Consider the following 25,647-nt stretch of genomic DNA (forward strand, 5'->3'; position numbering starts at 1 on the left):
TATAAATACTTGAAATTTAAGTGCTTAGAATAAATGCCAGACAACATAATCCTGTGTTTAACCTACATCTCTTATACAGGTTTTATGATTATAGCCAGTAACCTTGTTCCCTATGGTGTCTTAAATAGGCATAACTAATCAAATGACAATAATCGTTTATTAAAAGGAAACTAATGATGGAACCAAAGCTGGCCAATCTTTCAGAAAAAAATACTCTAGATACACAGCATGGCGAGCGTATTATCTTGCGCCTAACTTATATCAGTCGTTATAACACCGATAATGCGAATATCGAAGTCGCACGAATCCTTGAGCAAGCGCGACGGAACAATGAGCGCAATGGTATTAGTGGCGTATTGGTGATGAATGAGGATTATTTTCTCCAGAGTATTGAGGGTACAAGACCTGTTATTAATGAATTGTTGGCAAAGTTAATCAAGGACAATCGCCATTTTTCGTTTCAGATCGTTGATTGTCATGAGGTTGAACAACAGCGCTGGGATAAATGGTCAATGAAATACTTAACGCCGAGCGATGAGAATAAAGAATATATGCAGAAGTTCTCAGCAAGCCATGAATTTAATCCTTATCTTATGAGTACTTCTCAAATTATGAGTTTTATTGAGACACTAGCAAAACTTCAAGAGCAATCCATCTCTGAAGAGAAATAAATCTAATAAAATCTGCTCAAAATAAAATCAAGAGACTTGTAGCTATGGGTGACTGGGGTAAATTTAACAGTAAATAAGGGTTTTCTAAAACTACGTCCGTTGTACATTAATAACATTGCTCTAACATATCGTTTGTAGACTAATAACGACTTACCCTCTAAGATTTTATTATCTTTTGCCAGCGGGAAGCCAGCATGTCTAACTTAACATTAACGATTAATCAGCAGGATTATGAGTTTGATACTCTTGACCCGCGCACGACACTACTTGACGTTTGTCGTCACCATTTACATATCACCGGACCCAAAAAAGGCTGCGATCATGGGCAATGCGGCGCGTGCACCATGCTTATTAATGGGCGACGAATCAATTCTTGTTTGACATTGGCGGTCATGCACGATGGTGATGAGATTACCACCATTGAAGGTATTGGACTACCTGAATCGCTATCAGAGTTGCAACAAGCTTTTAAAGATCATGATGCCTTTCAGTGTGGCTATTGTACGCCTGGGCAAATTTGTTCAGCAACGGCATTGATAGAAGAAATCAAGCAACAATGGCCAAGTCATGTCACTACTGATTTGCAAAATCCCAATGGGCTGCTAGTACAAGAAATTGCTGAGCGCATGAGTGGCAATATCTGTCGCTGTTCAGCCTATCCTAATATTATCAAAGCCATCTCACAGGTACTCGAAAACCAACTATCAGATTCTTCTTCAGTGCTTAACGATACACGCAATAATGAGGCAGCGGCTCTAACTATTAGCGGTATTTGGTCACCACCGCCAAGCGAAGCACAAATTGGCAATCAGTCCATAGTAAAGCCGACTGTCCATGCCTATGTTCCCGATGCTGCCAGTGCTGCCAGTGCTGCCAATGCTGCCAGTGCTGCCAGTGCTAAAGGAGAACGTTCATGAAACGCTTTGAATATATCCGGGCTCTTTAACCGCAACAAGCCGTGATGTTTGCTACTCCTAAAGACGCTTCATTTATTGCTGGTGGCACCAATTTATTAGATTTAATGAAGATTGAGATTGAGACGCCTCAAAAATTGGTTGATATCACGCGCCTTGAATTAGCAGCAGTCGAACCTACTACTGATGGAGGTTTGCGCATCGGTGCTTTAGTCACCAATAGCGACTTGGCCGGACATCCCTTAGTCACTGCAGGCTATCCTGTATTAGCACGGGCAATGTTAGCAGGTGCATCAGGGCAACTGCGTAATAAAGCAACCACAGGCGAAAATCTATTACAGCGTACCCGTTGTTGTTATTTTTATCAGCCAGATAGTCCATGCAATAAGCGCAATCCTGGTTCTGGTTGTCCCGCTGTCAAGGGTGAAAATCGCCCACTTGCCATCTTAGGGACGAGTGACGATTGTATCGCCCAGCACCCATCAGATATGGCGGTAGCAATGCGCTTACTTGATGCCATTATTGAGACGCTTAAAGCAGATGGCACCACGCGGCAGATTCCGATTAAAGACTTTTATTGCTTGCCAAAAAATACCCCAGATATTGAAACCGTTTTAGAGATAGGAGAGCTGATTACTCATATTGTTCTCCCAGCGCCCATGAAAGGGATGCACACTTATGACAAAGTTCGTGATCGCGCCTCTTACGCCTTTGCCTTAGTGTCCTGCGCGGCAGTAATCAATGTTAATAATCAAGGAGAATTAGAAACCGTACGTTTGGCATTTGGTGGTATTGGCACTAAGCCTTGGCGTAATGAAGCGGTTGAAGCCTTACTTACGGGTACAGACGGCAACCTTGATGTTATTTCGCAAGCGGCAGATTTATTATTAAAAGATGCTAAGGGCAGTGGTCAAAACGACTTTAAAATATTGCTAACGCGGCGCTTGTTAAAACAAGTCATTCAGCGCGCCTTGACGGCTAAGGGAGCATAATCATGTCATTATTGGACTCAGTACTGCCATCAGAACCTACCAAAAAAATGACCATGGATAACCCAGTTGATTCTCTGTTTGATGAAACTGCCAGTCAATTGGTTGGTAAACCTATCAACCGTGTAGACGGTTCCTTGAAAGTCAGTGGGCAAGCGCCTTATAGCGCAGAATTTTATATTGAAGGGCAGGTTTACGGCGTCTTAGTGGGTGCGACTATTGCTAAAGGCAAAGTAAAGCATATCGATAGCCGTGCAGTAGAGGCGCTTCCTGGCATTATTAAAGTGGTCACTGACCCCAAGCATTTTTTGCGTAACGCTCAGCAAGGCGGAAAGAAAAAAGCTCCTACTCAGGGCGCTGCAGAGATTTTTTATCATGGTCAGCCAATAGCTGCCGTGATTGCTGAAACTTTTGAAGCGGCTACTGAAGGCGCAAAGGCCCTCAAGGTAACCTATAAAGACGAGACAGAAGATGCCGTCATAGATTTTGAGGCAGCATTAGAAAATGCCCATTCAGTCAATGAAGTAGAAGGCTCTGATAAAAATCACAAACAGGGGCATCCGGAGCAAGGACTTAAAGATTCAGCGGTTTCGTTTGATCAGATTTATCATACGCCAAGCCAAAGTAATTCGCCCATGGAGCCACATGCCACATTGGCTTATTGGGAGGATGACAAGTTAATCATGTATACCTCCAACCAGATGTTGTCATCTTGCAAACAACAAGTAGCGGATGCCTTAGAGTTGGATCCAGATAATGTGCAACTGATTGCTCGTTATGTTGGTGGCGGCTTCGGCAGTAAACTTGGTATCGCCCCTGAATCGATTGCCGCAGCAATTTCCGCAAAAGAGCTCAAGCGTCCGGTATTGATTGTGATGACTCGTCCGCAAGTCATGGAAACCACCATCAGGCGCTCAGATACGCGTCAACGTATCGGCATTGGCTGCGATAAAAACGGTATTATTAATACCTTTATCCATAATACCATCACCAGTAATTTACCCGGCGAGAGCTTCTTTGAGCCCACAGCGTTGTCTACGCATTACTTATACCGCGGCGAAAATCGTCAGGTCGACTATCAGATGGTTGATGTCAATAAAGTCCTATCAGGTTCTATGCGCGCGCCTGGCGAGGCCGTCGGATTAATTGCTGTTGAATGTGCGATGGACGAGTTGGCCATTCAGCTAGATATCGATCCGATAGAGCTGCGCCGCCGTAATGAGCCTAAGCAAGACCCCAGTAAAGAGATACCTTTTTCAACTCGGCAACTGATTGCCTGTATGGAAAAAGGGGCTGAGCAGTTTGGTTGGGAGAAGCGCAATACCGTGCCTGCCAGTCGTTTAGAAGGAGATTGGTGGATGGGTATTGGTATGGCCGCCGCTGCTCGTGGCAATCAGTTAAAACTCTCTCAAGCACGAGCAACCCTACAAGTTGATGACTCAAAAAAGCTTGGGGTCAAAGCTATTATTGAGACGGATATGACCGATATTGGTACGGGCTCTTATACCGTATTTACCCAAGTTGCTGCTGACCTTTTGGGTCTACCGGTCGAGCATGTTGAGATGAAGCTTGGCGATACCAGTCTGCCGCCAGCTGTTGGTTCTGGCGGTAGTATGGGTGCAGCAAGCTCAGGTAGCAGTATTTATCTGGCTTGCCAGCAATTGCGCGAAATGCTAGCAGATAAAGTCGGCCTATATTCTGACACCATCCAATTGCATGATGGGCAGATTAGCAAAATAGGTGAGCATAAAGTCACAGTAACAGAGACTATCATCGAATCTGGTAAAAACTCTGCCACCGAGCTTGTAGAGAAATTAACAGAAAAGACGAGCGTATCTATTCCTGAATCTGTATTGGAGCTCTTACCAGAAACACAGGAAGCTAAACAAAGTAGCTATGATTTTAGTCATTCTAAAAGCTATTCACTGGCCGATATTGTTGCGCAATATGACGACCAAAAGCTCAGTGCGAAAGGCGAGATTAAACCGGGTAAGAATGAAAAAACCCGTCGTCAATCCTCATTCGGCGCTAACTTTGCGGAAGTCGCTGTGCACCGAGTGACGGGTGAGATTCGAGTCAAGCGCATGACAGGTGTGTTCGCCGCTGGGCGTATTCTTAATCATAAAACCGCCACTTCACAGTGCTATGGCGGCATGGTGTTTGGGATAGGTTCGGCGTTGATGGAAGAAGTTATCCATGACAAGCATGACGGGCGCTTGTGTAATCATGACCTTTCTGAATACCACATTCCTGTCAATGCTGATGTACCGCAACTAGAAGTTATTTTACTAGAAGAGGACGACCGTTATACCAATCCGATGCACATCAAAGGCATTGGTGAAACGGCAATTTCAGGCGCTGCGGCAGCGATTGCCAATGCCATCTATAACGCCGTTGGTATTCGTATTCGCGATTTCCCAATTACCTTAGATAAACTTATTGACCAACTGCCAGATTGATTGTTATCAAATACTGTCTTACTTTGTTTCGCTGAAAAACCCGATTAAATAGCGGGTTTTTTTGACGTATCCTCTAAGGTTTTTTTAAGTCTATATTTTAAGTTGATAAGAGGCATTATGAATCAAATCGCTGATATCCTTGAGCTTGCCACACAAGCGATACGACAAAACATCGATGCCGTATTAGCCACCGTGGTGCGTACAGAAGGCTCGGCGTATCGGCAACCGGGTGCGATGATGCTGATATGCGCTGATGGACGTTCGGTTGGGATGATTAGTGGTGGCTGCCTTGAGCCGCATATTATCAAACGTGCCTTTTGGTTAACTCGTCATGGCGCGAGTGTGCAGGTCTACCAGACAGGCGATGACATTGGGTATCATAAAAATAGCGATTCTGATTCGACTGTTGTAAAAGACATTAGTGTTAAAGATGAGGATATCTCTGAAGATGATTTTTTAGAGGGCGAGCTCAATTTTGGCTTGGGTTGTAATGGACGAGTGCATGTGCTGTTTGAGCGTTTAGCGACAGCAATATCGCTATTAGATCTAATTCGTCAGGTTCGTCACACTCAGCAACCGGTAACGATTGCCACTCTTGTTAGATCGGATAGTAGCGAAAACGGAGCGCTCGACTTGCAAGTTGGTAGCCGTATTTATTTAGATACGTATTTAAAAACAGGCAGTCTGACGGATATATATTTGAACCACAACGTGGCAGGCGACGCGGATACTGTTATAGATAATGTGTTGTTAAAAGCGATTAGAAAATTATCAAAGCATCAGTTTCATAAAAAAGATGCTGGATACCATGCTGAATATGTTGAGCTGGCAAACGATTTAGAGTTACAAGCTACAGCTAATCGTCAATATGAGAGTGAGCCAAAATTAATATTAAAAGCAGGTCAAACGGAGTGGTTATTGCAGCGGATTTGCCCACAAATACGCTTACTAATTTGCGGGGCAGGCAATGATGTTATACCGTTAGTGACAATGGCAAAGCTGCAAGATTGGCATGTCACCGTCATAGACAGTCGGCCGCAATATGCGACGCGTCTGCGCTTTAGCCAAGCAGATAGCGTGCTATGTTTACCCTTGGATGATAGCGACACGTTACTTAAGCTCAGTGCTGGCGCCGCCGTTGCTGTGATGTCTCATAGTCTAACCCAAGACCGCGCTCGACTTGCCGTGCTACTAAAGCATTCTGCTCACTATCATTATCTTGGGCAATTAGGGCCTCGCTATCGTACTGAACGCTTAATCAGAGAGATTGGTGAGACAAGCGTTAACCCGCATATTTTAGCGGATGGTATTGATAAATTGCATTATCCTATCGGCTATAAATTGGGCGGAGATGGACCAGAAGCATTGGCACTGAGTATCATGGCGCAAATGAGTGCGGTAATGCATAATCAATCCCCTCAAACCATGAGCCCTAGCAGCCAAGAACAGCGTAGCAAAACTGATGTACAAGCACCGGCATAATCATAGTCATAAACATCGCTAAGATAAGGGAGGATATAGATGCTTATTACAAATAGTCGTAAACCTAGTCATAGCCATGCCGTTATTCTCTTAGCAAGCGGACTTAGTCGACGCCTCGGTCAACCAAAGCAGTTATTAAATAAGAATAATGAGTCGCTAATTTGCTATATGACCCACCTTGCTATGCTGACTCAGCCTAGCCTTATAGTGATCGTAGTTCCTCAAAACCAGTCAGCGATTTTAGATTCGATTGCTGATTTAACCGATCAGCTAAATAGTCCCCACTCATTGATTAAAATAGTAACGAATTCATCACCCAAGAAAGGGCTAGGCGAGAGTTTGTCGATTGGTATACAAGCCTTAGCTACGTTTGATGGTTTATCTGTCAATTCGGTACTAATCATGGGCATTGATCAAGTGTTATTGGACAGCGCACATTTAATAAAGCTGTTGGCAGGTAAACACACTGTCGTTGCTAGTAGTTATAGCCGTTTAGATGACCATCATTCTAAGATTGCTAATGAAGCCGATATTATTGGCCTACCTATTGTCATTGATTACGAGCGTCTTAAAAACTGGCAATCGGCTCTGACAGGTGATAAAGGATTGCGGCATTTGATTAGAGCGCTGCCATCCAATCAAATCAGTACCGTTGATAATCATAAATTAAGCCACGATATTGATACGCCCGCACAACTTGCCTATGCTAAGCAAAAACATTGGGTTGATTAGTAGGGTTAAATGCTGTCACTTGCCGCAATCGCGTTTGTATAGTTACTAATAGAAGACGACATGCTCGGCAATTGAAGCTCCCGCAGCATTTCTAACCAATTTAGAACAAAACAATCTACATTGAGATACGCAATATAAGATGGTCCTGACTTATGATTGAGTGTAAACATACTTCACTAACAAGGATTAGAAATCATGTCAAACCAGCCTACTGATAACGATAACATCAAGAATGCTCTAGAGTCGCTTGAAAATACAACGGAAGCGCCTTCAAATAATGAAGTGACAGGTGTTGAGGTTTTAAAAGGCGATAAAGTAATGTATGAAGATGGCGATTTTGAAGATTACAATGCCGAAAAACAGATTGAGTCTGCTAAAGAGGGTAAATCTGCTAAAGAGGATAAATCTAACGAAAAAGATAAATCTAACGAAAAAGATAAATCTAACGAAAAAGATAAATCTAACGAAAAAGATGAATCTAATGAAAAAGATGAATCTAGCAAAGATGATAAGTCTGAAAAAAATGATAAGTATGGCACGACGATAGCTAATATCTACCAATGGGCGTCTAAGCTTAAGGATGAATTTATCTCTGATAAAGACGGCAAGTCTGATTCTAATGAAAAAGAGAATTCTGATAAATCCGATAAAGATGATAAGCACAGTGCAACGATAGGTCATATCTATCAATGGGCGTCTAAGCTCAAAGATGATTTTACCTCTGAAGCTTCTAACATGACGCATGAAGTTTCTGAAAAAGCGCTTGCTATGATGCTCAATAGGCTTGTGGACGGGGTGGAAGCTGAGCTAAAAGCCTTTGATAAGAAGGTAGAAGACTCTAAAGAGTCAGTGCCTAATCTAGCCGAGGAACGTAGTAAAATTTCCGATAAAAAAGACAAATACCAGAGTATGCTTGATCAACTACGAAACTAATTAGCACCAAAAAATTATAAGTTGCTGTAACATCAGCTTATAGACGTAAAAAAAACCTTGTATGCTTTACGCTACAAGGTTTTTTTATGAACCGCGCCAACTATATCGGAGGCTGATTTACTTGAGTCAGGCAGCGCTGCCTGACAGATTAGAGGTCCTGCTCTGTGTATATTTATACTTCTTTAAAGCTGTACATCTTAACTGGCAATTTTACGAACCAATAAAGTAAGTTTATCTTTACCATTATCAACAGTCGCTTCCTTATCATAGGCAACTGTCGTTTCATGTTCAGTAAGATTGTCACCAGCTTTAACAGTCGTAATTACTTTAGCAGTATGCTCATTAGATGGCTTTACTGTCAGGTTATACTGAAAATCAGTGCCAATGGCGATCGATGCCATCTCCTCAGCATTTACCAGCATCACAGGTGAAGCAATTAACTCACCATCTTTAAATACAGAAGTAGAAACCTTATAAGCATCGGCGGCAAAGCTTGATCCTGACGCCAACACAGCAGCTAATAATAAACCTGTTTTTACTTGCATTCTAATGTCCTTGTTTATAATAAACTTAAGAGACAGCGATGGTGATTCTTAGCTATTTCTTTGAGTGAATATTGAGCAATGTTTGTAGCCAGCTAAAAGCGGACTGTATTTCATGCATTCTATGACAAAAGCGTTATACATTGAAAGTGATATATTAACTCTTTAGCGTATTTAAAAATCTCGATGCATGTACACCACGAATTACACTGTGACTGTTTCAATGAGCAAAGCCGTTGATATTATTGGCCTACAGCCTGATATTCAAGTCTTCACTAGGGAGCCAAGTATATTCATGATCTACACTCCAAGTGCCATAGTATGAGGGTGTTTACTATCTGACCATCAACAATTCTACAGCGACCTCAAAACAATACTCATCTTTGATAGTAATGTTCACCTTACCTTTATGAGCATTAGCAATGGCCTGAACGATGGACAATCCTAGCCCTGTACCCGAATGCTGATTGCCCGTCTTATCATGACGATAGAAGCGCTCAAACAGCTTATCAGCTTCAATCTGATCTAATGGTTTGTCTAGACGATTGGTCATAGTTATCCTTAACCATAGCTGCTTTGATGGTTGAGTATCGTCTTTTGCTACATTAATAGAATTACTTGAAGTGAGGACGGTAGCGGATATCAGGATAGCGCTGTCACTAGCCGCATAATAAATCGCATTTGACATCAGATTGGCAAACAGCCGTTGCAATAAGCCTTCATCACCTAGTACTGTTTTAAAATCACCCGATTTCTCAAAAGTTATCTCACGATCTTCGGCAATCATTTCATAATAGTCTATCAGCTTTGTGAGCAGCCTCTCGGTATCGACATCACTGATTTGCGAATCACTCAGCTCTTTTTGGGTTTTTGCCAGTAGCAACATATTGTTAATCATGGCGGATAATTGCTCTAACGTATCGTGCTGATGATGCAATTGCTCGATGTATTCGTCGCCTTCTCTTGGTTTGGTTAACATGACCTGCGTTTGCGTACTCAGCGTCGCTATTGGCGTGCGTAGCTCGTGGGCGATATTGTCTGAAAACCGTGACAACGATTCAAAGTTACTTTCAAGCTTGACCATCATCGAATTATAAGATTCTGCTAGTGGTCGCAATTCTAACGGCATATCGCCAACCACCACTCTTTCATCTAACCTTTGAAGATTTATGCCTTTCATTTTTTGTACGATAGTAGCTAGAGGAGCAAAACCCCAATACACACTTAATGCCGCTACTGAAACTAATAATAAGGTGATGGCAATGAGTATCAAGCTCAGCTGGCGATTAAACTCGATAAGATATTGATGATGCACATCGATGGGTAGGGCAATAAATGCCAGAACCTCTTGATTTTCAATGATAATTGCTCGGTAATGCCTATTGTTTATCTTAATCATAAACTGCTGATCGTGATGATCCTGCCATAGTGGTAACAAGCTAAAATCGGCCGGTAAGTCATGGATGAAATTACTGGGATCACTAGATAATAATTTGCCGTTTTTATCTGATATTAAGGTTTTTAAATCATAATCTAGCCAAGAAGAATGTAGGTGATTGTCATCAATGAGTGATTGCGACTTTGACACTGTCAATGGTTCTATATGATCGTCCAGATTAATCATACGTTTGCGCAGGTTAAAAGCCGCATGAGTAATGATTTCTGAGTCCATTTGCTCAAAGTGTCCACTCACAGAGCGCTGCACCCACGCATAGATAATGATCTGAGAGATAATAACGAAGACCGTTAGCAAAAAAATAGTTCGCCATAGCAGCGACCAGCGCCGATTTGTGAATTTATAGTTCATGTTATTTAGAATGGTCTCTGCCCACGCCACTTTGAACCTCAGTAGCTAGCGACTCTAATCGATAGCCCATCCCGCGTACCGTGTGAATCAGCTTTATATCAAATCCATCGTCTATTTTGATTCGTAAACGTCTTATAGCCACGTCAATGACATTTGTATCACTGTCAAAATTTATATCCCATACTTGCGAGGCAATCACAGTACGTGGCAGTACTTCACCTTGCCGTTCTAGGAAAAGTTGTAATAAAGCAAACTCTTTGGCAGTTAGTTTGATAAGGGTATCACCTCTATATACGGTGCGTTTGGCAATATCCATTTTCAGGTCTGCTACATGTATGACCGAGCTTTTATAATCCGATTGATTGGCACGGCGCAATAGGCTTTTTATTCTAACAATCAGCTCAGCAAAAGCAAAAGGCTTGGTTAGATAATCATCGCCACCAATTTCAATACCTTTAATCCGATCGCTTAAATCATCTTTAGCCGTTAAAAACAAAACAGGCGTATGCTTGCCAGCGGCACGGTAGCGCTGTATCAGCTCAAAGCCACTGACATCAGGCAGCATGACATCCATCAGCACCACACTAAAATCTTCAGTCATTAACGCATGATAGCCATCCAAACCTGTTAGGTGATGATCAACAATAAAACCGGCCTCAGTTAAGCCTTTCTTAATATACTCTCCAAGTTTTTCCTCATCTTCTACTAACAGCACTTTCATCGTCGCTTTCCTTCATATCATTATGGTTGTCAACAGCATATTACTAATGTTGTTGGCTTATCAGCCGTATGTTTATCAAAAACCCTTGTGCTAACAGCGCTCTTTGGATAGAGGCGGGTGCTGGTATTTGGCTTTAATGACAAGCAGATGACAAGCAGATGAAAATATTATGTTGTTCCTAACAAACATGTCATGTCCGTGTCATCTAGCTGTCAGCCCACATTTAGTATTCTAAATAAACGCCGCATAGAGGCTAGTCTCTGATACAGACCGCTTCTACAAGTTAAGCGATTATTTTACTTAAACAGCTTATTATTTATCTTCAAAGGGTCTTATATGAAAAATTATCGTTCATTAAAAAAAGCAGCTTTACTTTCAGTATCGATGTTAGTGGGCATGTCAGCGGCCAATGCGCATACCACACACTTAGACGCTTCTGTTCTTGGTAATTGTGACGCAGTGACGAGTTTTGCAAAGAACGCAGATCACAACGATGCACAGATTTCTAGCGCGCAAATGAAAAGCTATGTTGATACAAGAGTCGCGTGTCAGATACAGCATCAAGATCAGCACTTGCAGTCTGAAAAATATTTTGTGAAAAAATATGGTAGCGATCGTGATAGAAACGCTGAAGCCATATTAAATGAATATGTCGCGCATTAAAATCTAAAGCGATGAGTATGACGACATTGTAATCTTAACGTCATCTGCCAGTCAGAATGAATAACGTATCATTTAGACTGGTTTAACGGCTTTACCCTTAATCACTTTACCTTCAATAGCTTTTAATCCAATCAATAGGAATTAACTATGTCAAATTTTAAATTACTGTCCAAATCAATCGCAATGACGGCTATCGCTCTTATTGTATCAACCTCAGCGATGGCGCATGACCCAAAAATGCATGCTGAGAAAGACCAGATGAACTGAGAAAAAATGCAAAAGCATATGCAGATGATGGAAAAAATGGATCATAGCAAGATGGACATGAACGACCCCGCTATGAAAGCCATGATGGCTAATATGGGAAAAATGAAACAGATGTACCAAAAACATTGCGTGACTAATGACAGTAAATCTTAAAAATTTCAGCTCTGTTAAGTCGTAGTAAAAAGTTAACGGAAATAAATTTTTAGGAAAACATATGAAATTTTTATTGGGTGTGCTCTTTACCGTATTTGTGACAATCACTGGCGTATTTGCGGTTGTTAGCAGTGGCGTTGTCAATGTGGGCGCAGACCAAGAGCATAGCCCAATGATGTATAGCTTTTTAGAAACTGCGCGCAATCGTTCTATACAAAATGCCAGTAAAGATATTGTGGTACCAGACTTAGATAAGGTCGACATGATCAGCTCGGGTGGCGCGGACTATAAGGATATGTGTGCAGGCTGTCACTTGTCTCCGGGAGTGGCACAAACTGATTTTAGCGAAAGCTTATATCCAAAGCCGCCCAATTTTACCAAGGCTAATATTGTCAAACGTTATCAAACAGAGGACGGTGCAAAGCAAAGCTTTTGGGCAATCAAGCACGGTATTATGGCGTCTGGAATGCCAGCATGGGGAGCTTCTCATGATGACGATAGAATGTGGGCAATGGTCGCTTTTATCAGATCATTACCTGAATTAAATGAAGCTCAGTACACCATGCTAACGACTAGGTTAGACGACGATATGTTGGATATGTCATTTGATGGTGATATGGATATATCAGATGATGGATCTAGAATGCAGCATTAATACTTTCTAGATATGAAAGCCTCCTAACTCACGGTTGTTGTTATTAACAATGCAGTACTTAAAGGTGCTGCATTTAACCTTTATGTTTAAGTCTATAAAGGTTAAATATAGCACCTAATTTTTAACATCTCGAGCATGACAATAGACGTTCAAAGGAGATTTGATGAGACATTACACACACATATTTTTTAACGGACATCACTGGTTATCCGGTCGTGTTCTTTTATTGGTGGTGACAGCGGCATTACCCCTCACAGTAGCTGCTTGTAGCCAATCTAATACCAACGTCTCTGACTCGCAGTCAATACAAGCTGAGCCTGTTGCTGTCCAGAACGTACAAAATAATAAATCAGCTCCGTCAAATACTCCCGTTAACAGCTCGTCATCATTACTCAAAAACGTCTCAGCAACGGTTTATAAAGACGCTAACTGTGGCTGCTGCAAAGAATGGGTAGGCTATGCAGAAGATAATGGATTAAGCGCAACCACGCACGATGTTGCAGATGTATCCTTATTTAAGGAGCGTTATGGCGTACCACAGCAAATGCGCTCTTGTCATACCACCGTTACCACCGACGGTTTTGTCTTTGAAGGACATGTCCCTGCTAAACACATGGCTCAGTTTCTAGAAAATCCCCCTGCACAAGCTATTGGACTTGCCGTACCGAGTATGCCGGTTGGTAGCCCCGGCATGGAATATCAAGGTAAATTCATGCCTTATAAAGTAATGCAGCTTAACAAAGACGGTACCACAGAAGTCTATGCCGCTATTGAGACTCCTCAGCAGCAACTATAGTGTTGGCTTAGATGTGAATAGATTCTGTTAAATATCGAAAATATTATAACTATAAGCTCACCATCTCTCAAATTGAATTAGGTCATCATTATGAATAAACAGAACATACTGAACCGCCGACGTTTTTTGACAGGGTCATCTACGCTACTTGGTGCGTCTATGCTATCGACGCTACCGACCATGGCCAGTAGCGCACTGGGACACTCAAGTCGCTCAGGCAGTCAGGGCGCTACTATCAATAGTGACCAAAACACTCATAAAGTGCCTATATTGACCGGTAAAGAGTTTGATTTATACGTCAGTAAACAGTCCGCTATTGTTAATGGTAAAAAGAGCATGGCAACGCTCATCAATAATTTACTGCCAGCACCGACGTTAAAGATGCGTGAAGGCGATACGGTGGTGATACGTGTTCATAATCAGATGGATGAATCAACCTCTATCCATTGGCATGGATTGCTGGTGCCTTTTGAGATGGATGGGGTGCCGGGCATCAGCTTTGATGGCATTCCTGCAAACAGCACCTTTACCTATAAATTTAAATTAAAACAATCAGGCACCTATTGGTATCACTCACACAGTGGGTTCCAAGAACAAACTGGCATGTTGGGCGCTATTGTGATTGAACCTAAAGGCCGTGAGCGTCATCCTATCGACGAAGACCATGTGATCGTGCTGAGTGATTGGACCAGCCGCAACCCGCATAATCTCTTGAAGCTGCTCAAACAGCGCGCCGACTTTGACAACTATCATCTGCCAGACTTCAAAAAACTGCTTGCTGATATTGCCGAAACGGATATGAAAACCGCGTTTGATAAACGCAAGATGTGGAATCAGATGCGCATGATGCCCACTGATTTTACTGACTTGTCGGGTGAAAAAACATTTACCTACCTTATCAATGGCAAAACCACCGCAGCTAATTGGGCGCAAATCGTCAAAGCAGGACAGCGCGTTAAATTACGCTTTATCAATGCTTCAGCGCAAACCATCTTTGATGTACGCATACCCGGTCTCAAAATGACTGTGGTGGCAACCGATGGTATTGATGTCGCACCCGTTGCGATTGATGATTTTCGTATTGGCGTGGCTGAGACCTACGATGTCATTGTCACCCCGACCAAAGATGCGCATACCATATTTGCCCAAAACATAGACCGTTCGGGCTATGTCGCAGCAACGCTTGCCACCAAAGAGGGTGCTCGTGCGGCAACGCCTGCTATGGACAAAATTGAATGGCTCACCATGGCAGATATGATGGGTGCTATGGGTGCTATGGGTGCTATGGGTGCTATGGGTGCTATGGGTGCTAATGGTTATAAAGCTAAGCACGCTAAAACAGAGTATGACTTTAAGTCTGATATGCGTGTGGACAGTCCACGTATGAACCTTGACGATCCAGGTATCAACCTGCGCAATATTAATAGAGAGGTATTGAATTATAGTCAGCTGCGCTCTGTCGATGAGGCAATATTTGCAGAGCAGCGCAAGCCTACCCGAGAGATCGAGCTACATTTAACCGGTAACATGGAGCGCTATATTTGGGCGTTTGATGGGGTTAAGTTCAGTGAGGCCACGCCGGTTAATATCAAGCCGGGTGAGCGCGTGCGTATTACCTTAGTCAATGACACGATGATGAACCATCCGATGCATTTACACGGCATGTGGAGCGATTTGCGTATGCCTAACGGCGAGTTTCAGGTGCGCAAGCATACTATTATGGTGCAGCCGGCACAAAAAATCAGCTTTGATGTCACAGGAGAAGCTGGTCGATGGGCATGGCATTGTCATCTGCTCTATCACATGGAAGCCGGTATGTTTAGAGAAGTGGCGGTCATTTAAGCAAATCTTTGATTGATAGGTGAGAGATGAGATGAAAATACATAAAGTAGGTTTACGGTTCGCTGGGGCATCATCATTGGTACTGCTGGCATCATCATTTGCTAATGCTGCTGACCCGTCCACTGCTAAAAAAGACATGATGATGTCAGGCATGGATCATAGTAGTATGGATATGTCAGGTATGGACATGTCAGATATGGATCACAGCAAAATGGATATGTCAGGTATGGACATGTCGGATATGGATCATGGCAGCATGGATATGTCAGGTATGCAAGGTGGTAAGGCGCCAGCTGATGCACGAAGTTCCGACTACTCAAACGGCGTTCCCTATGGACAGTATGGTAAGCCTATGATGATGGGTGATATGCCATTATGGGGCGTTTCTGTAGATGATTTAGGTTATCAGTTTGATGACGATCAGATTAATTATGAGGTTGGTGCTTGGTATGGCCTAGATGAGCGCCGCCTCTCTTTACGCAGCGAAGGTAGTATTCAGACCGAAGGTGATAAAGAAATTGATAGTCTGACCTCACTATCTTACTGGAAGCCGCTAAGTATCTTCTGGAATGGCGAGGCCGGTGTTGCTTATGATACCGAAAATGACAAACCTGCCATTATGGCGGGTATTGTCGGTACTATGCCTTACTTTATTGAAACCGATGCCAGAGCTTATCTGTATTCTGATGGACAAGTTCGATTGGACCTTGGCGCAGAATACGAGTGGCGTTTGAGCCAGCACTGGGTTGTGATACCGGAAGTAGGGCTGTCTGCTTTTAGTAAAGAAGACAGCGACAATCATATTACCAAAGGCTTTAACGAGATGGAGGCTGAAGTGAGGCTCACTTATGAGACATTCAGTCGCCAACTGGCGCCTTATGTGGGTGTGAGTTATGAGACAGCGCTTGGCAGTGCTCGAGATCAGCGTCGTCAACATAATGAATCGGTTGATAGCAGCAGTTTGACTGCGGGGGTTAAATTCTGGTTCTAATATTATTAATGTAATAGGAGATATACTATGAATGCTTCAGATCAAAACAACATGAATCATCAACAGGGCATGAACCCTTATGTCAAGTTCACCTTGATGATCGTGACGTCTACGATTGTGATGTACATCATGATGTATTTCAATACTTATGAATGGAGTCATGTTTACTTTAGTGAAACCCGAGCTTATATGGCGCTCTACATGGGTGCCGGTATGGCCGTCATTATGCTGGCCTTTATGGGTAATATGTACAAAAAAACCAAAATTAATTTGATGGTTTATGGCATTAGCGTCGTGCTATTTGCCATCGGTATCTGGGGCGTGCGCTCTCAAGCAACCGTCGATCAAGTCGATTGGATGCAGGCGATGATACCACATCACTCGATTGCTATTTTGACCAGCTCACGAGCAGATATCGAAGATCCACGCGTGCGTCAGCTTGCTGACGATATTATCAAAGCGCAAAAGCGTGAAATCGCTGAGATGCAGGCGCTGATCGAAGCGCTGGAATAGACAGTCATAAATTTTGAGCATTTCGTATTAGGTGTCATTAAGTAAGCAGCCTATTGAAAGGTGTACGTACATACGCTAGTACTATATCATTACTAATACTAAGGAAATAACAAATAAGGAGTCCTTGTAATGGTTGTTATGATGCACGGTATGATGAACACGCCTATGCACGGCATGCTGAATGGAGCAATGCATGGTATGGGTTGGGGAGGATCTATTATCTTTCTGTTGTTCACGGTACTGGTTTTTGTGGTACTGATATTAATTATTATGTCGCTGATCAAATATCTGCGTAAACCAGACTAAGTCTTATGCTTAACTAAGTTGTTGGGTGTGTAAAACAAGAGTAGAGACAACGGCTATCAGCGGTTGATATTACGGATTCAAAATCTCTACTCATGGTCTTCAAGGAGTGGTTTTGTGAAACATATTGACGATACTCAATCTATGAAAGGCGGACAGTACGATAAAGTACCTGCTGACTATAGTGGCACAATCTATACCTGCCCAATGCATCCCGAAGTCAGAGATGTTGAAGATAGTGGCTGTCCAATATGCAACATGGCACTCAAACCTGAAGACGAGGTCGCTAACTCAAGCAATAATAATCACGCCCATAACCACAGCCATGCAGGTGGTCATGGAGAAGGCGCGGACAGCGGTGAAGTAAAACCTGTCAAAGGCGGTAAATACGATAAAGTACCGGAAAATTATAGCGGTACGATCTATATCTGTCCCATGCATCCAGAAGTGAGAGATGTTGAGAAAAGCGATTGCCCAATATGCGGTATGTTTCTTAAACCTGAGGGCGAGGTTACTGATGAAGACAGTCATGTGCATTGTCATGGAACGGATACCACTCACAGCACTGATGTAAAATCCATCAAAGGCGGGAAATACGACAAAGTACCAGACGATTATAAGGGTACGGTCTATGTCTGCCCCATGCATCCAGAAGTAAGAGACGTTAGGAATAGTGGCTGTCCGATATGCGGTATGGCGCTCGAACCTGAAACTATCACTGCTGGTGAAGAAGATACCGAAGAGCTCGATGATATGACACGGCGCTTTTGGATTTGCACCTTACTTACCTTGCCGCTATTTATTTATGCCATGAGCGATATGTTTGGGATAAACCTAGATCAAATTGGCTCAATTGATATCTCTGGACAACTTGGTCAAATAATACAGTTAGTGCTTGCTACTCCGGTTGTACTTTGGGGCGCCGCACCGTTCTTCGTTCGAGGCTGGCAGTCTATCAAAAGCCGCAATCTGAATATGTTTACCTTGATTGCGCTAGGTGTAGGCGCTGCTTATATTTTTAGTATTGTCGCGACCTTTTTCCCGCATATTTTCCCAGATAGCTTTAGAGATGGCGCTGGTCAAGTGGGGGTGTATTATGAAGCGGCAGCTGTCATCGTAACCTTGGTGCTACTTGGTCAAGTGCTGGAGCTAAAAGCCAGAAGTCAAACTTCAGGCGCGATTCGAGCTTTGCTTGAGCTCGCACCGCCAACCGCAAGACGTGTTGATGAAAACGGAGAAGAGAGTGAAGTCTCACTTGACGAAGTCGTCAGTGGTGACCAGCTAAGAGTTAGACCCGGTGAGAAGCTGCCAGTAGATGGTACTGTGCTCGATGGTAATAGTAATGTTGACGAATCAAGGGTCACGGGTGAGCCAATCCCCGTATCAAAAGTACAGGGAGATACAGTGACGGGCGGTACGGTAAATGGCACTGGCACGCTATTGGTCGAAGCGGTCAATGTCGGAGCAGATTCGGTATTATCCAAAATTGTGCAAATGGTTGCCGAAGCCCAACGTAGCCGCGCGCCTATCCAGCGCTTGGTTGACAAGGTAGCAGGTTGGTTTGTACCTATTGTTATTGTTACCTCCATCGTAACATTTATTGTGTGGGCGATATTTGGCCCTGAGCCTGCTATGGCCTATGCAATGGTTAACGCCATTGCGGTGCTCATTATCGCTTGTCCTTGTGCGCTCGGACTTGCAACGCCGATGTCAATCATGGTCGGTACGGGTAAAGGGGCGCAAAACGGCGTCCTTATTAAAAACGCCGAAGCGCTTGAGACAATGGAAAAGGTCGATACTATCATTGTTGATAAAACTGGAACGCTGACTGCCGGTAAGCCTGAGCTGACTGCGATTGATGCGCTGGCAGGTCAAGATGAGGATGAGTTTTTAGCGCTAGTAGCTGCCGTAGAAAGTGCCAGTGAGCATCCTTTAGCAGAAGCTATCGTGAGAGCGGCTCAAGATAGGTCACTTACTATCTCCAAGGCTAGTGATTTTAATTCAACGACGGGCGAGGGCGTACAAGCGGTAGTCAACGGCAAACAAGTCGCTATCGGTAACTCAAAGCTTATGGAGCGTTTAAACAGCTTCGACCAGGATTTGTCTACTAAAGCTGACGTCCGTAGAAAGGATGGTGAAACGGTCATGTTTGTGGCGATAGATGGTGAAGCGGCTGGTATTATTTCAGTTGCTGACCCTATTAAACCAAGCACCAAGGAGGCTATTTCACTGCTTCATGATGCGGGACTAAAAGTCGTCATGCTAACGGGTGATAACGAAAAAACTGCGCAGGCAGTCGCCAATAAATCAGGTATCGATGAAGTCCATGCCGACGTCTCACCAGAGGATAAAAACCGCATCGTCAAAGAGATGCAAGACAGCGGTAAATTGGTGGCGATGGCAGGGGACGGTATCAACGACGCGCCCGCACTAGCGCAAGCGAATGTCGGTATCGCTATGGGTACCGGTACTGATGTGGCGATGGAGAGTGCAGGGATTACCTTGCTAAAAGGCGACTTAATGGGTATTGCCAAAGCCCATAAGCTGAGCCACGCCACCATGCGTAATATCAGACAGAATCTGTTCTTCGCCTTCATCTACAACGCACTTGGTGTACCGATTGCTGCTGGCGTGCTATATCCTGTGTTTGGGCTTCTTCTTAGTCCTATGATAGCGGCAGCAGCTATGAGTCTTTCTTCAGTATCGGTGATTGGCAACGCGCTGAGATTAAGTCGCTTGAAACTATAATTTTGGTACGGTGAAGAGGTACAGTGTGATATTTAATCCTTATCTACTACAGCCCCAAAATAAAAGTTATCAGTAATTGACGCTAATGTTTACGATGTCAGAGTAGTAATCAGGCTTGAAGTCGGCACTGGGTACGACAACATGCACAATATGTGATTGATTTACTCCAGTGCCTTTATCAGCCACGCCATTTTTTATGCTTTCAGCAAGAAGAGTATTACCCCATGCTGTTCCATCAGTAGATTGTAATTGATAAGGTATCACGTCGCTGTTAAGAATAGTCCCAGTCATAATGCCTGCACCATTTACGTTACCGTTGGAGGGAGCTAAGCCAATGTTGTAGGCAGCACCATTGGTGCAGGTTACACCGATACTAGTGCTGCCTTTGGTATTAGTCGCGCTTGCCGCAATATTTTTTAAATTGATATCGGTAGGTTTAGCAGTGATTTCGCAGCTTGGAATGACAGTTGCTTCAACGGTAAATGGGAATCTAAAAACTGCTTGAATGCCCTTTGTACAGTCAGCGTTAGGATTAGTATGATCACCGTCTTCGTATCTCAATGTAGTATTGCCTTTCTCCAAAAAACTACTGGTGTAGACACCAGGTGTGGCATTAACATTACTGGGGTCTGAAACTAGGGAGAAAGTTATATCAGTTTGCCCCTTGATAGTTGACCCGGCGGCAATTGGATGTGCGCCTGAATTATATTCAGAGCCACTACCATTGCGAGTACCCCAAAGAGTATTGTTTTGAGTCATGGTGAACGCTAAGCGCGGGTTTGTGCCTGGACCATTAATAGACATATAGCGTGGAGAGATGTTTGTAGGGTCATAGCTACCACCATCAGCGCCTAGACAGACCGAGACAGTGCCCGCAGTGCTACCTAAGTTTGTGCAGCTATAAATTAAGGTGACAGTAAGGCTAGCGTTATGAGCGTTTGCAGGAGTAATTTTACTTCCAATATTTACATTGCCAGTGCTTCCTGCAGCGGTGTTCATGCCCGCTCTGCAAGCCACACTGACAGCATTTGTTTCAACATCTGTTTCAGCATTTGCCTCAATTGTTGGTAACCACCATGCGCCTAGCACTAAAAGTGGACCGTAATACCACCGAAATAACTTCATTATTATTCTACCTTTTGACAGATGAGAGGACCGATTAGTGGAATGTCAGCGCCCTGTTTATGATAATCAAAGCTGACCGTACAACTATCATTGGAGGGCGTCATCACTGTGAGAACATTGTGCTTATCTAAGGTATCTAAATAGACTTCGCCATCAAATCCAATAATGGCTGAAGGCGCATCCTTGTTCGTGAGGAACTGCACTTGACTGCCAAGCGGTAGCGGCTGGTTATCGCTGTCTGTGAGGATAACAGAGGCCGAGCGCACCGTTGTGATCCCAAAGCTTACTAACACTCCAGCGCGGTCAGTCGGCGTGGCTTTAATATTCACCTTGTCAATACGCAGGTCAGCAGGCAAATCCATGGGGTCAATCGCAATCTTATTCTCTTGGTAAGCGTTCAATGGCGTCACCAATAACAGACCCCGCTTATTCGTCGTACCAATGGGACTGTTTTGCAGCAGTACTGGCACATTGGCGATACCATCAGTGGAGACCACAGCAAAACCATTATTGATTTGGCGGGCGGCAAATAAGCCTCCGCCCATCATCACCAGCGCGCCTGTACCGCTCGCATAAGTAGAGTAGCTATCGTTGTTACTACTGATACCAGCCTGTAATCGACCGTATGGACCAAGATAATTCAATTCGGCTAGGCCATCGGTACTGCTGTTGTTACCCGTACTGTTATTACGGGTACTGTGCCTTGCTTGTGCGCGCCAGCCTATGCCGCCCGCACCTGGTGTTGATTGCGACACATCTGTTACCAAGGAATGACGCTCGTTGGTGCTCTGCAGACTACTGTTCAGCGAGATATTACGATCTAAGGATAGCGAGGCCCCAAAAGAGACGCTGTTATTATCAGAGTTATGAATATCATGATTGTAATTGGCGTTCAGGCTCAGGCGTCGCCCAAAGGATTTCCGCCAAGAGGCGCTGGCAAACTGTGAGGTCTCTTGCTGTGCAAAAGCGACCTGATTATAACTGAGACCGAAACTGCCCATAGATTGGGTGTTATAACCTGTTGAGAGTTGTTCACTGCGGCGGTTGGGAGCCTCTCCGTAGCGTGTGGCGACGTCACGGTAGTCACCTTGAGTACCGGTGGCATTGAGACCAATATGGAAGCGACTGTTATTCCAAGAGTAATTTGCACTGTATTGCGAGCCACTTTCACCTTGGCTGTCGCTGCCCGCTAGCGATGCAAATAAGACGCCGCCTTTACTACCCAATAACCAAGTGCCACCGACACCAGCATTACTAAGACCGTCAGTCACTTCAGCATGGGTTTCGGCAGTAAAGCGATCACTGACCCCATAACGCCAAGTGCCAAAGCCGGCGATATCGCTGCCGTAATCAAAAGATTTGAGCCCATAGTTTTGGCGTACGGCACCGAGCTCCACTGACCAATCGGACAGCCCTGACTGCAGTAAACGATGGGCATCATAAAGTGAGAAATTAAGCGTGGTGTTTTGTCCTAACGCATCAGTCAAGACGAGCTGGGCATTGCCCGCACCGCTAAAGCTGGGCGCTGTATGCAGCTCAAAAGGACCGGCGGGTACGTCACCGCTGTATTGCTTGAGACCATTAATATACAGTTCGACCGCTGAGGGCAGGGTGGCGGAACCAAAAAACGACGGCAAAGGCGTGGTGGTCATATAGGGCTGCAGGTCAAAATTAGTGCCAAATTGCAGTCCGCCTAAGCGCGTCGACCTGGTCCATGACAGTGCCCCTGTGAGTATATCGCCAGCGCTGACGGTGAGCAGCTTATCAGGGAATGATTTGCTCCAACTGCTATCCAAACGCACCGTGCGGCTGTCCCAGTCATTGCGATTAGTATCGCTACCGGCAAAGCGATTGCCAGTCGTCAGGGCAGTAGAGCTTAATACACCCAAGTCATTAAACGCGCGCAGTTCTGTATAAGCACTTAGGCTGGTCGCGTTGTTTTCGGTTTGGGTACCATAGAGGTTGTAATTTAACAGAAAACCAGGCGAGGCGGTCGGTTGCGGGCGTTTACTATTGCGGGTATTAACGACGGTGGTAGCAAGGTTGAGTATATCTAGCGGTGCAATGAGGTTGAGCGTTTGCTGACGTGCATCATAATCAATCTTGATATCGGGTAGGGTGTTTAGCGGTATTGGTTCGAGGATATCGGGCGGCACTATAAAGCCGAGTTGCTGCAATACGTTGGTACTGGCCCATAACTGGTCATTATAGTATTCGAAGGACGCTAAGCCCTTATCAGCGCCGTTAAGCTTAACCTCCAAATAGAGATCAAGCTTGTCTGGATGGTCGTTTTCGTCACGGTCTAAATCAAGCTGTGCGAGACTGTCGTTGGGAAGGTCTGTAGAGGTAGCTATGATATCGTTTGGTTCGATAGCATGGCTGATAGGTATCATTAAGGTTTGCAATAAGGCTATTTTAGCGATCGGAAGTGTCCAGCGTAACGTCTTGAATCGTCTCAGTTCCATTGATCATTGCCTTGAACTTACCACCTGTCGTTAGTGCCGAGGGCGGTGTTTTCAGTGTCCAGTACATGGTAGCGCCTGGTAAAACATAACCCAGCAAACCTTTATGGACATCAATGCTAGTACCAGTCGTATCTACAAAGCTTAGGCTTGCCAGTTGGGCATGACCATTGCCGCCATTGTGGACACGTAATTTTATCTGCTTGTTATCTGGCTGCACATGCGTGCTCCATTGCAGTTTTGGGGCGGTCTTGACAACACCAACAGGCTGTACAAATACGGGTAGGGAATAGCTCAATGCAAACTGTAAGCCACTTTTTTGGTCAGGAGATTTAATCGGTAGCTCATTAACCAAAATCCGGTAGCTATCTGCTACAGCGCCACTGCCGTGCGGCGGTGCTTTGGCACGGATAATTCGAATTAATTGCTTGTCGTTGGGGTTGAGCTCAATCATTGGCGGACTGGCCAATAATCCTCGTGATAGTGTGAGCTGATCGCCTGTTTCATCCTGCGACCAGTGGTACACACGCACTTGCGCATGCACCACATTGTCACCGGTATTACTTAGGGTCAGACCACTGGCATTTTCTCGAGCTTGTATGCTTAAGGAGATGGGAGAGACTTGCAGCCCACTCGCCATCGCCCAATTGCTACACAGCAGCAAGCTTGAGATCACACTATATTTTGCAACACGGTGTAACCAGAGAGTTAACATAACTATTAGTAGATTACAGAAGCAGTGATGGTATCCGAATACGTATCTTGCTTAACATCGGTGCTGCCTGTTATTGTGGCATACACAGAGTGTAGGACAGGTGTGGATACTCCTATTCCTATATCTGAAACACCGTTACCAGTTACTTCAAGAGTTCCTGCATTACCCCAAGGCGCATCACCCGCTAAAGTAGAGTGCAACTGATATGTAATAGTGTCGCCTAAAACCCCTGTCATAAGACCTTCACCGGTAGTGCTAGCTGAGTTGCCAGTCGTTGTTAGATTAATGACATAAGGTGCATCATTAGAGCACATTACTGAGATATCTCCAGCAGATTTCTTATTTGAAATCGTCCCATCTGCGAATGCAGTACCGGCAGCAATGTCTGTAAAACTAATAGCGGCGGCAGTAGCGTCTATGGCGCAAACTGAGGTAATGGTCGTCGTGATTCCAAACTCAGATGATTTTGTGCCAGACGCATTGGCACTAGACATAGCAGCGAATCCACCAAGAGTAACTAGTGTAGCGGTCATTAAGGATTTTTTAAATTGCATGGTAAATCTCCAAAGGTTTAGATCGGTTGGTATTTCAGTGATGTAATGCAGCATAATCCGTTGAATACGCTGCGCTTGCCGAGCTAGATAGCAGAAATCACGTCTTCTTGGCAATCTAGAACCCATTGGTATAAGATGATTACCGGAGGCGAACCGACTCTTTCAGTTACAATAACCACGACTATCTTTAATACTTGTTACTAAAGCATGACACCATTACTATAGAAGTTTGTGACTAACATGTATCCACAGATATATCCAGTTATAAACATATTGTTAATAGTTGCATAATCACAAACTATTTTTATGGATATTTCTCAAACTCTAGAAACAGAAAGTCTTTGTTTAACACATGACAAAAAAATGACTTGATGTCATTTCCTACTGTGGATTCTGATGAAATGGCTTGATGTTTTGATATGATGAGATATTTCTTTAAATTACTGTTATCAAAAGAAAGTAATGAGAAGGCTGTTAAGGGCCAGACGCTTATAAAGTAGAGAGGCGGGAGGTTTGGACAGTATTGGGGATATAGCCATACAACTGAAGTTGCAAAAACTGCTTTGGAGTTTTTTTGAGGCGATAGGAATTTGAAAAGGAACTAAAGGCT

At 44.0% G+C, this 25,647-nt stretch carries 22 protein-coding genes and 1 pseudogene; 16 read left to right on the forward strand and 7 right to left on the reverse strand.

The window, feature by feature from the left end:
- Positions 1 to 173: 173 nt before the first annotated feature.
- The 7 genes from JMX94_RS05895 (at position 174) to JMX94_RS05925 (ending at position 8,180) form a co-directional block, all read left to right on the forward strand.
- Positions 174 to 671 (forward strand): BLUF domain-containing protein, encoded by a 498-nt coding sequence (locus JMX94_RS05895; RefSeq protein ID WP_227673531.1) that lies wholly within the window; start codon positions 174 to 176, stop codon positions 669 to 671.
- A 194-nt stretch (positions 672 to 865) separates the two neighbouring features.
- Positions 866 to 1,588, forward strand: coding sequence for a 2Fe-2S iron-sulfur cluster-binding protein (locus JMX94_RS05900; protein ID WP_201564092.1), 723 nt, complete (start codon positions 866 to 868; stop codon positions 1,586 to 1,588).
- A gap of 44 nt (positions 1,589 to 1,632) precedes the next feature.
- Entirely contained in the window at positions 1,633 to 2,577 is a 945-nt protein-coding gene (locus JMX94_RS05905; RefSeq protein ID WP_227673532.1) for a xanthine dehydrogenase family protein subunit M, read from the forward strand.
- A 2-nt stretch (positions 2,578 to 2,579) separates the two neighbouring features.
- Positions 2,580 to 5,033, forward strand: a complete 2,454-nt coding sequence (locus JMX94_RS05910; RefSeq protein WP_201564094.1) for a xanthine dehydrogenase family protein molybdopterin-binding subunit — start codon at positions 2,580 to 2,582, stop codon at positions 5,031 to 5,033.
- A 117-nt stretch (positions 5,034 to 5,150) separates the two neighbouring features.
- Positions 5,151 to 6,515, forward strand: a complete 1,365-nt coding sequence (locus JMX94_RS05915) for an XdhC family protein (protein ID WP_201564096.1) — start codon at positions 5,151 to 5,153, stop codon at positions 6,513 to 6,515.
- Positions 6,516 to 6,554: 39 nt separating this feature from the next.
- The gene (locus JMX94_RS05920; protein ID WP_201564098.1) at positions 6,555 to 7,247 is read left to right on the forward strand and encodes a nucleotidyltransferase family protein; all 693 of its coding nucleotides are present in this window, start codon (positions 6,555 to 6,557) and stop codon (positions 7,245 to 7,247) included.
- A 195-nt stretch (positions 7,248 to 7,442) separates the two neighbouring features.
- Positions 7,443 to 8,180 (forward strand): hypothetical protein, encoded by a 738-nt coding sequence (locus tag JMX94_RS05925; RefSeq protein WP_201564100.1) that lies wholly within the window; start codon positions 7,443 to 7,445, stop codon positions 8,178 to 8,180.
- A 197-nt stretch (positions 8,181 to 8,377) separates the two neighbouring features.
- Here the strand turns inward: JMX94_RS05925 and JMX94_RS05930 are convergent, their stop codons facing one another.
- The 3 genes from JMX94_RS05930 to JMX94_RS05940 form a co-directional block, all read right to left on the reverse strand.
- Entirely contained in the window at positions 8,378 to 8,725 is a 348-nt protein-coding gene (locus JMX94_RS05930) for a hypothetical protein (RefSeq protein WP_227673533.1), read from the reverse strand.
- 331 nt (positions 8,726 to 9,056) lie between these two features.
- Positions 9,057 to 10,529 (reverse strand): ATP-binding protein, encoded by a 1,473-nt coding sequence (locus tag JMX94_RS05935; protein ID WP_201564102.1) that lies wholly within the window; start codon positions 10,527 to 10,529, stop codon positions 9,057 to 9,059.
- A gap of 1 nt (position 10,530) precedes the next feature.
- On the reverse strand, positions 10,531 to 11,250 hold the full coding sequence (locus JMX94_RS05940; RefSeq protein ID WP_201564104.1) for a heavy metal response regulator transcription factor: 720 nt from the start codon (positions 11,248 to 11,250) through the stop codon (positions 10,531 to 10,533).
- A gap of 336 nt (positions 11,251 to 11,586) precedes the next feature.
- On the opposite strand from JMX94_RS05940, the gene JMX94_RS05945 reads away from it, so the two are divergent.
- The 9 genes and pseudogenes from JMX94_RS05945 to JMX94_RS05985 all read left to right on the forward strand — a co-directional run bounded on the left by JMX94_RS05945 (position 11,587) and on the right by JMX94_RS05985 (position 20,181).
- On the forward strand, positions 11,587 to 11,913 hold the full coding sequence (locus tag JMX94_RS05945) for a hypothetical protein (protein ID WP_201564106.1): 327 nt from the start codon (positions 11,587 to 11,589) through the stop codon (positions 11,911 to 11,913).
- 147 nt (positions 11,914 to 12,060) lie between these two features.
- Positions 12,061 to 12,333: pseudogene (locus JMX94_RS13495) on the forward strand (hypothetical protein).
- Between the two features lie 61 nt (positions 12,334 to 12,394).
- Complete coding sequence (locus tag JMX94_RS05955) at positions 12,395 to 12,988, forward strand: cytochrome c (RefSeq protein WP_201564107.1); 594 nt, start codon at positions 12,395 to 12,397, stop codon at positions 12,986 to 12,988.
- Positions 12,989 to 13,151: 163 nt separating this feature from the next.
- Entirely contained in the window at positions 13,152 to 13,784 is a 633-nt protein-coding gene (locus JMX94_RS05960) for a DUF411 domain-containing protein (RefSeq protein WP_201564109.1), read from the forward strand.
- Between the two features lie 90 nt (positions 13,785 to 13,874).
- Positions 13,875 to 15,626: a copper resistance system multicopper oxidase gene (locus JMX94_RS05965; protein ID WP_201564111.1), complete on the forward strand. Its 1,752-nt coding sequence runs from the start codon at positions 13,875 to 13,877 to the stop codon at positions 15,624 to 15,626.
- A gap of 31 nt (positions 15,627 to 15,657) precedes the next feature.
- Positions 15,658 to 16,617, forward strand: a complete 960-nt coding sequence (locus JMX94_RS05970) for a copper resistance protein B (RefSeq protein WP_201564113.1) — start codon at positions 15,658 to 15,660, stop codon at positions 16,615 to 16,617.
- A gap of 27 nt (positions 16,618 to 16,644) precedes the next feature.
- Complete coding sequence (locus JMX94_RS05975) at positions 16,645 to 17,130, forward strand: DUF305 domain-containing protein (RefSeq protein ID WP_201564115.1); 486 nt, start codon at positions 16,645 to 16,647, stop codon at positions 17,128 to 17,130.
- A 129-nt stretch (positions 17,131 to 17,259) separates the two neighbouring features.
- Positions 17,260 to 17,436, forward strand: a complete 177-nt coding sequence (locus JMX94_RS05980) for a hypothetical protein (RefSeq protein ID WP_201564117.1) — start codon at positions 17,260 to 17,262, stop codon at positions 17,434 to 17,436.
- A 141-nt stretch (positions 17,437 to 17,577) separates the two neighbouring features.
- Positions 17,578 to 20,181, forward strand: a complete 2,604-nt coding sequence (locus tag JMX94_RS05985) for a copper-translocating P-type ATPase (RefSeq protein WP_374220405.1) — start codon at positions 17,578 to 17,580, stop codon at positions 20,179 to 20,181.
- Between the two features lie 69 nt (positions 20,182 to 20,250).
- On the opposite strand, the gene JMX94_RS05990 is transcribed toward JMX94_RS05985, so the two are convergent.
- From JMX94_RS05990 to JMX94_RS06005, 4 genes are read right to left on the reverse strand one after another with little or no spacing between them, the layout of a single operon-like run.
- A complete protein-coding gene (locus JMX94_RS05990; RefSeq protein WP_201564119.1) occupies positions 20,251 to 21,306 on the reverse strand; it encodes a spore coat protein U domain-containing protein in 1,056 nt (351 codons plus the stop codon).
- A 2-nt stretch (positions 21,307 to 21,308) separates the two neighbouring features.
- On the reverse strand, positions 21,309 to 23,699 hold the full coding sequence (locus JMX94_RS05995; protein ID WP_227673537.1) for a fimbria/pilus outer membrane usher protein: 2,391 nt from the start codon (positions 23,697 to 23,699) through the stop codon (positions 21,309 to 21,311).
- 22 nt (positions 23,700 to 23,721) lie between these two features.
- Positions 23,722 to 24,483: a molecular chaperone gene (locus tag JMX94_RS06000; RefSeq protein WP_201564123.1), complete on the reverse strand. Its 762-nt coding sequence runs from the start codon at positions 24,481 to 24,483 to the stop codon at positions 23,722 to 23,724.
- 5 nt (positions 24,484 to 24,488) lie between these two features.
- The gene (locus JMX94_RS06005; RefSeq protein ID WP_201564124.1) at positions 24,489 to 25,037 is read right to left on the reverse strand and encodes a spore coat protein U domain-containing protein; all 549 of its coding nucleotides are present in this window, start codon (positions 25,035 to 25,037) and stop codon (positions 24,489 to 24,491) included.
- Positions 25,038 to 25,647: the final 610 nt, after the last annotated feature.

This window comes from Psychrobacter sp. CMS30, from assembly GCF_904846565.1.
In the GTDB taxonomy this organism is placed as follows: Bacteria; Pseudomonadota; Gammaproteobacteria; order Pseudomonadales; family Moraxellaceae; genus Psychrobacter; species Psychrobacter maritimus.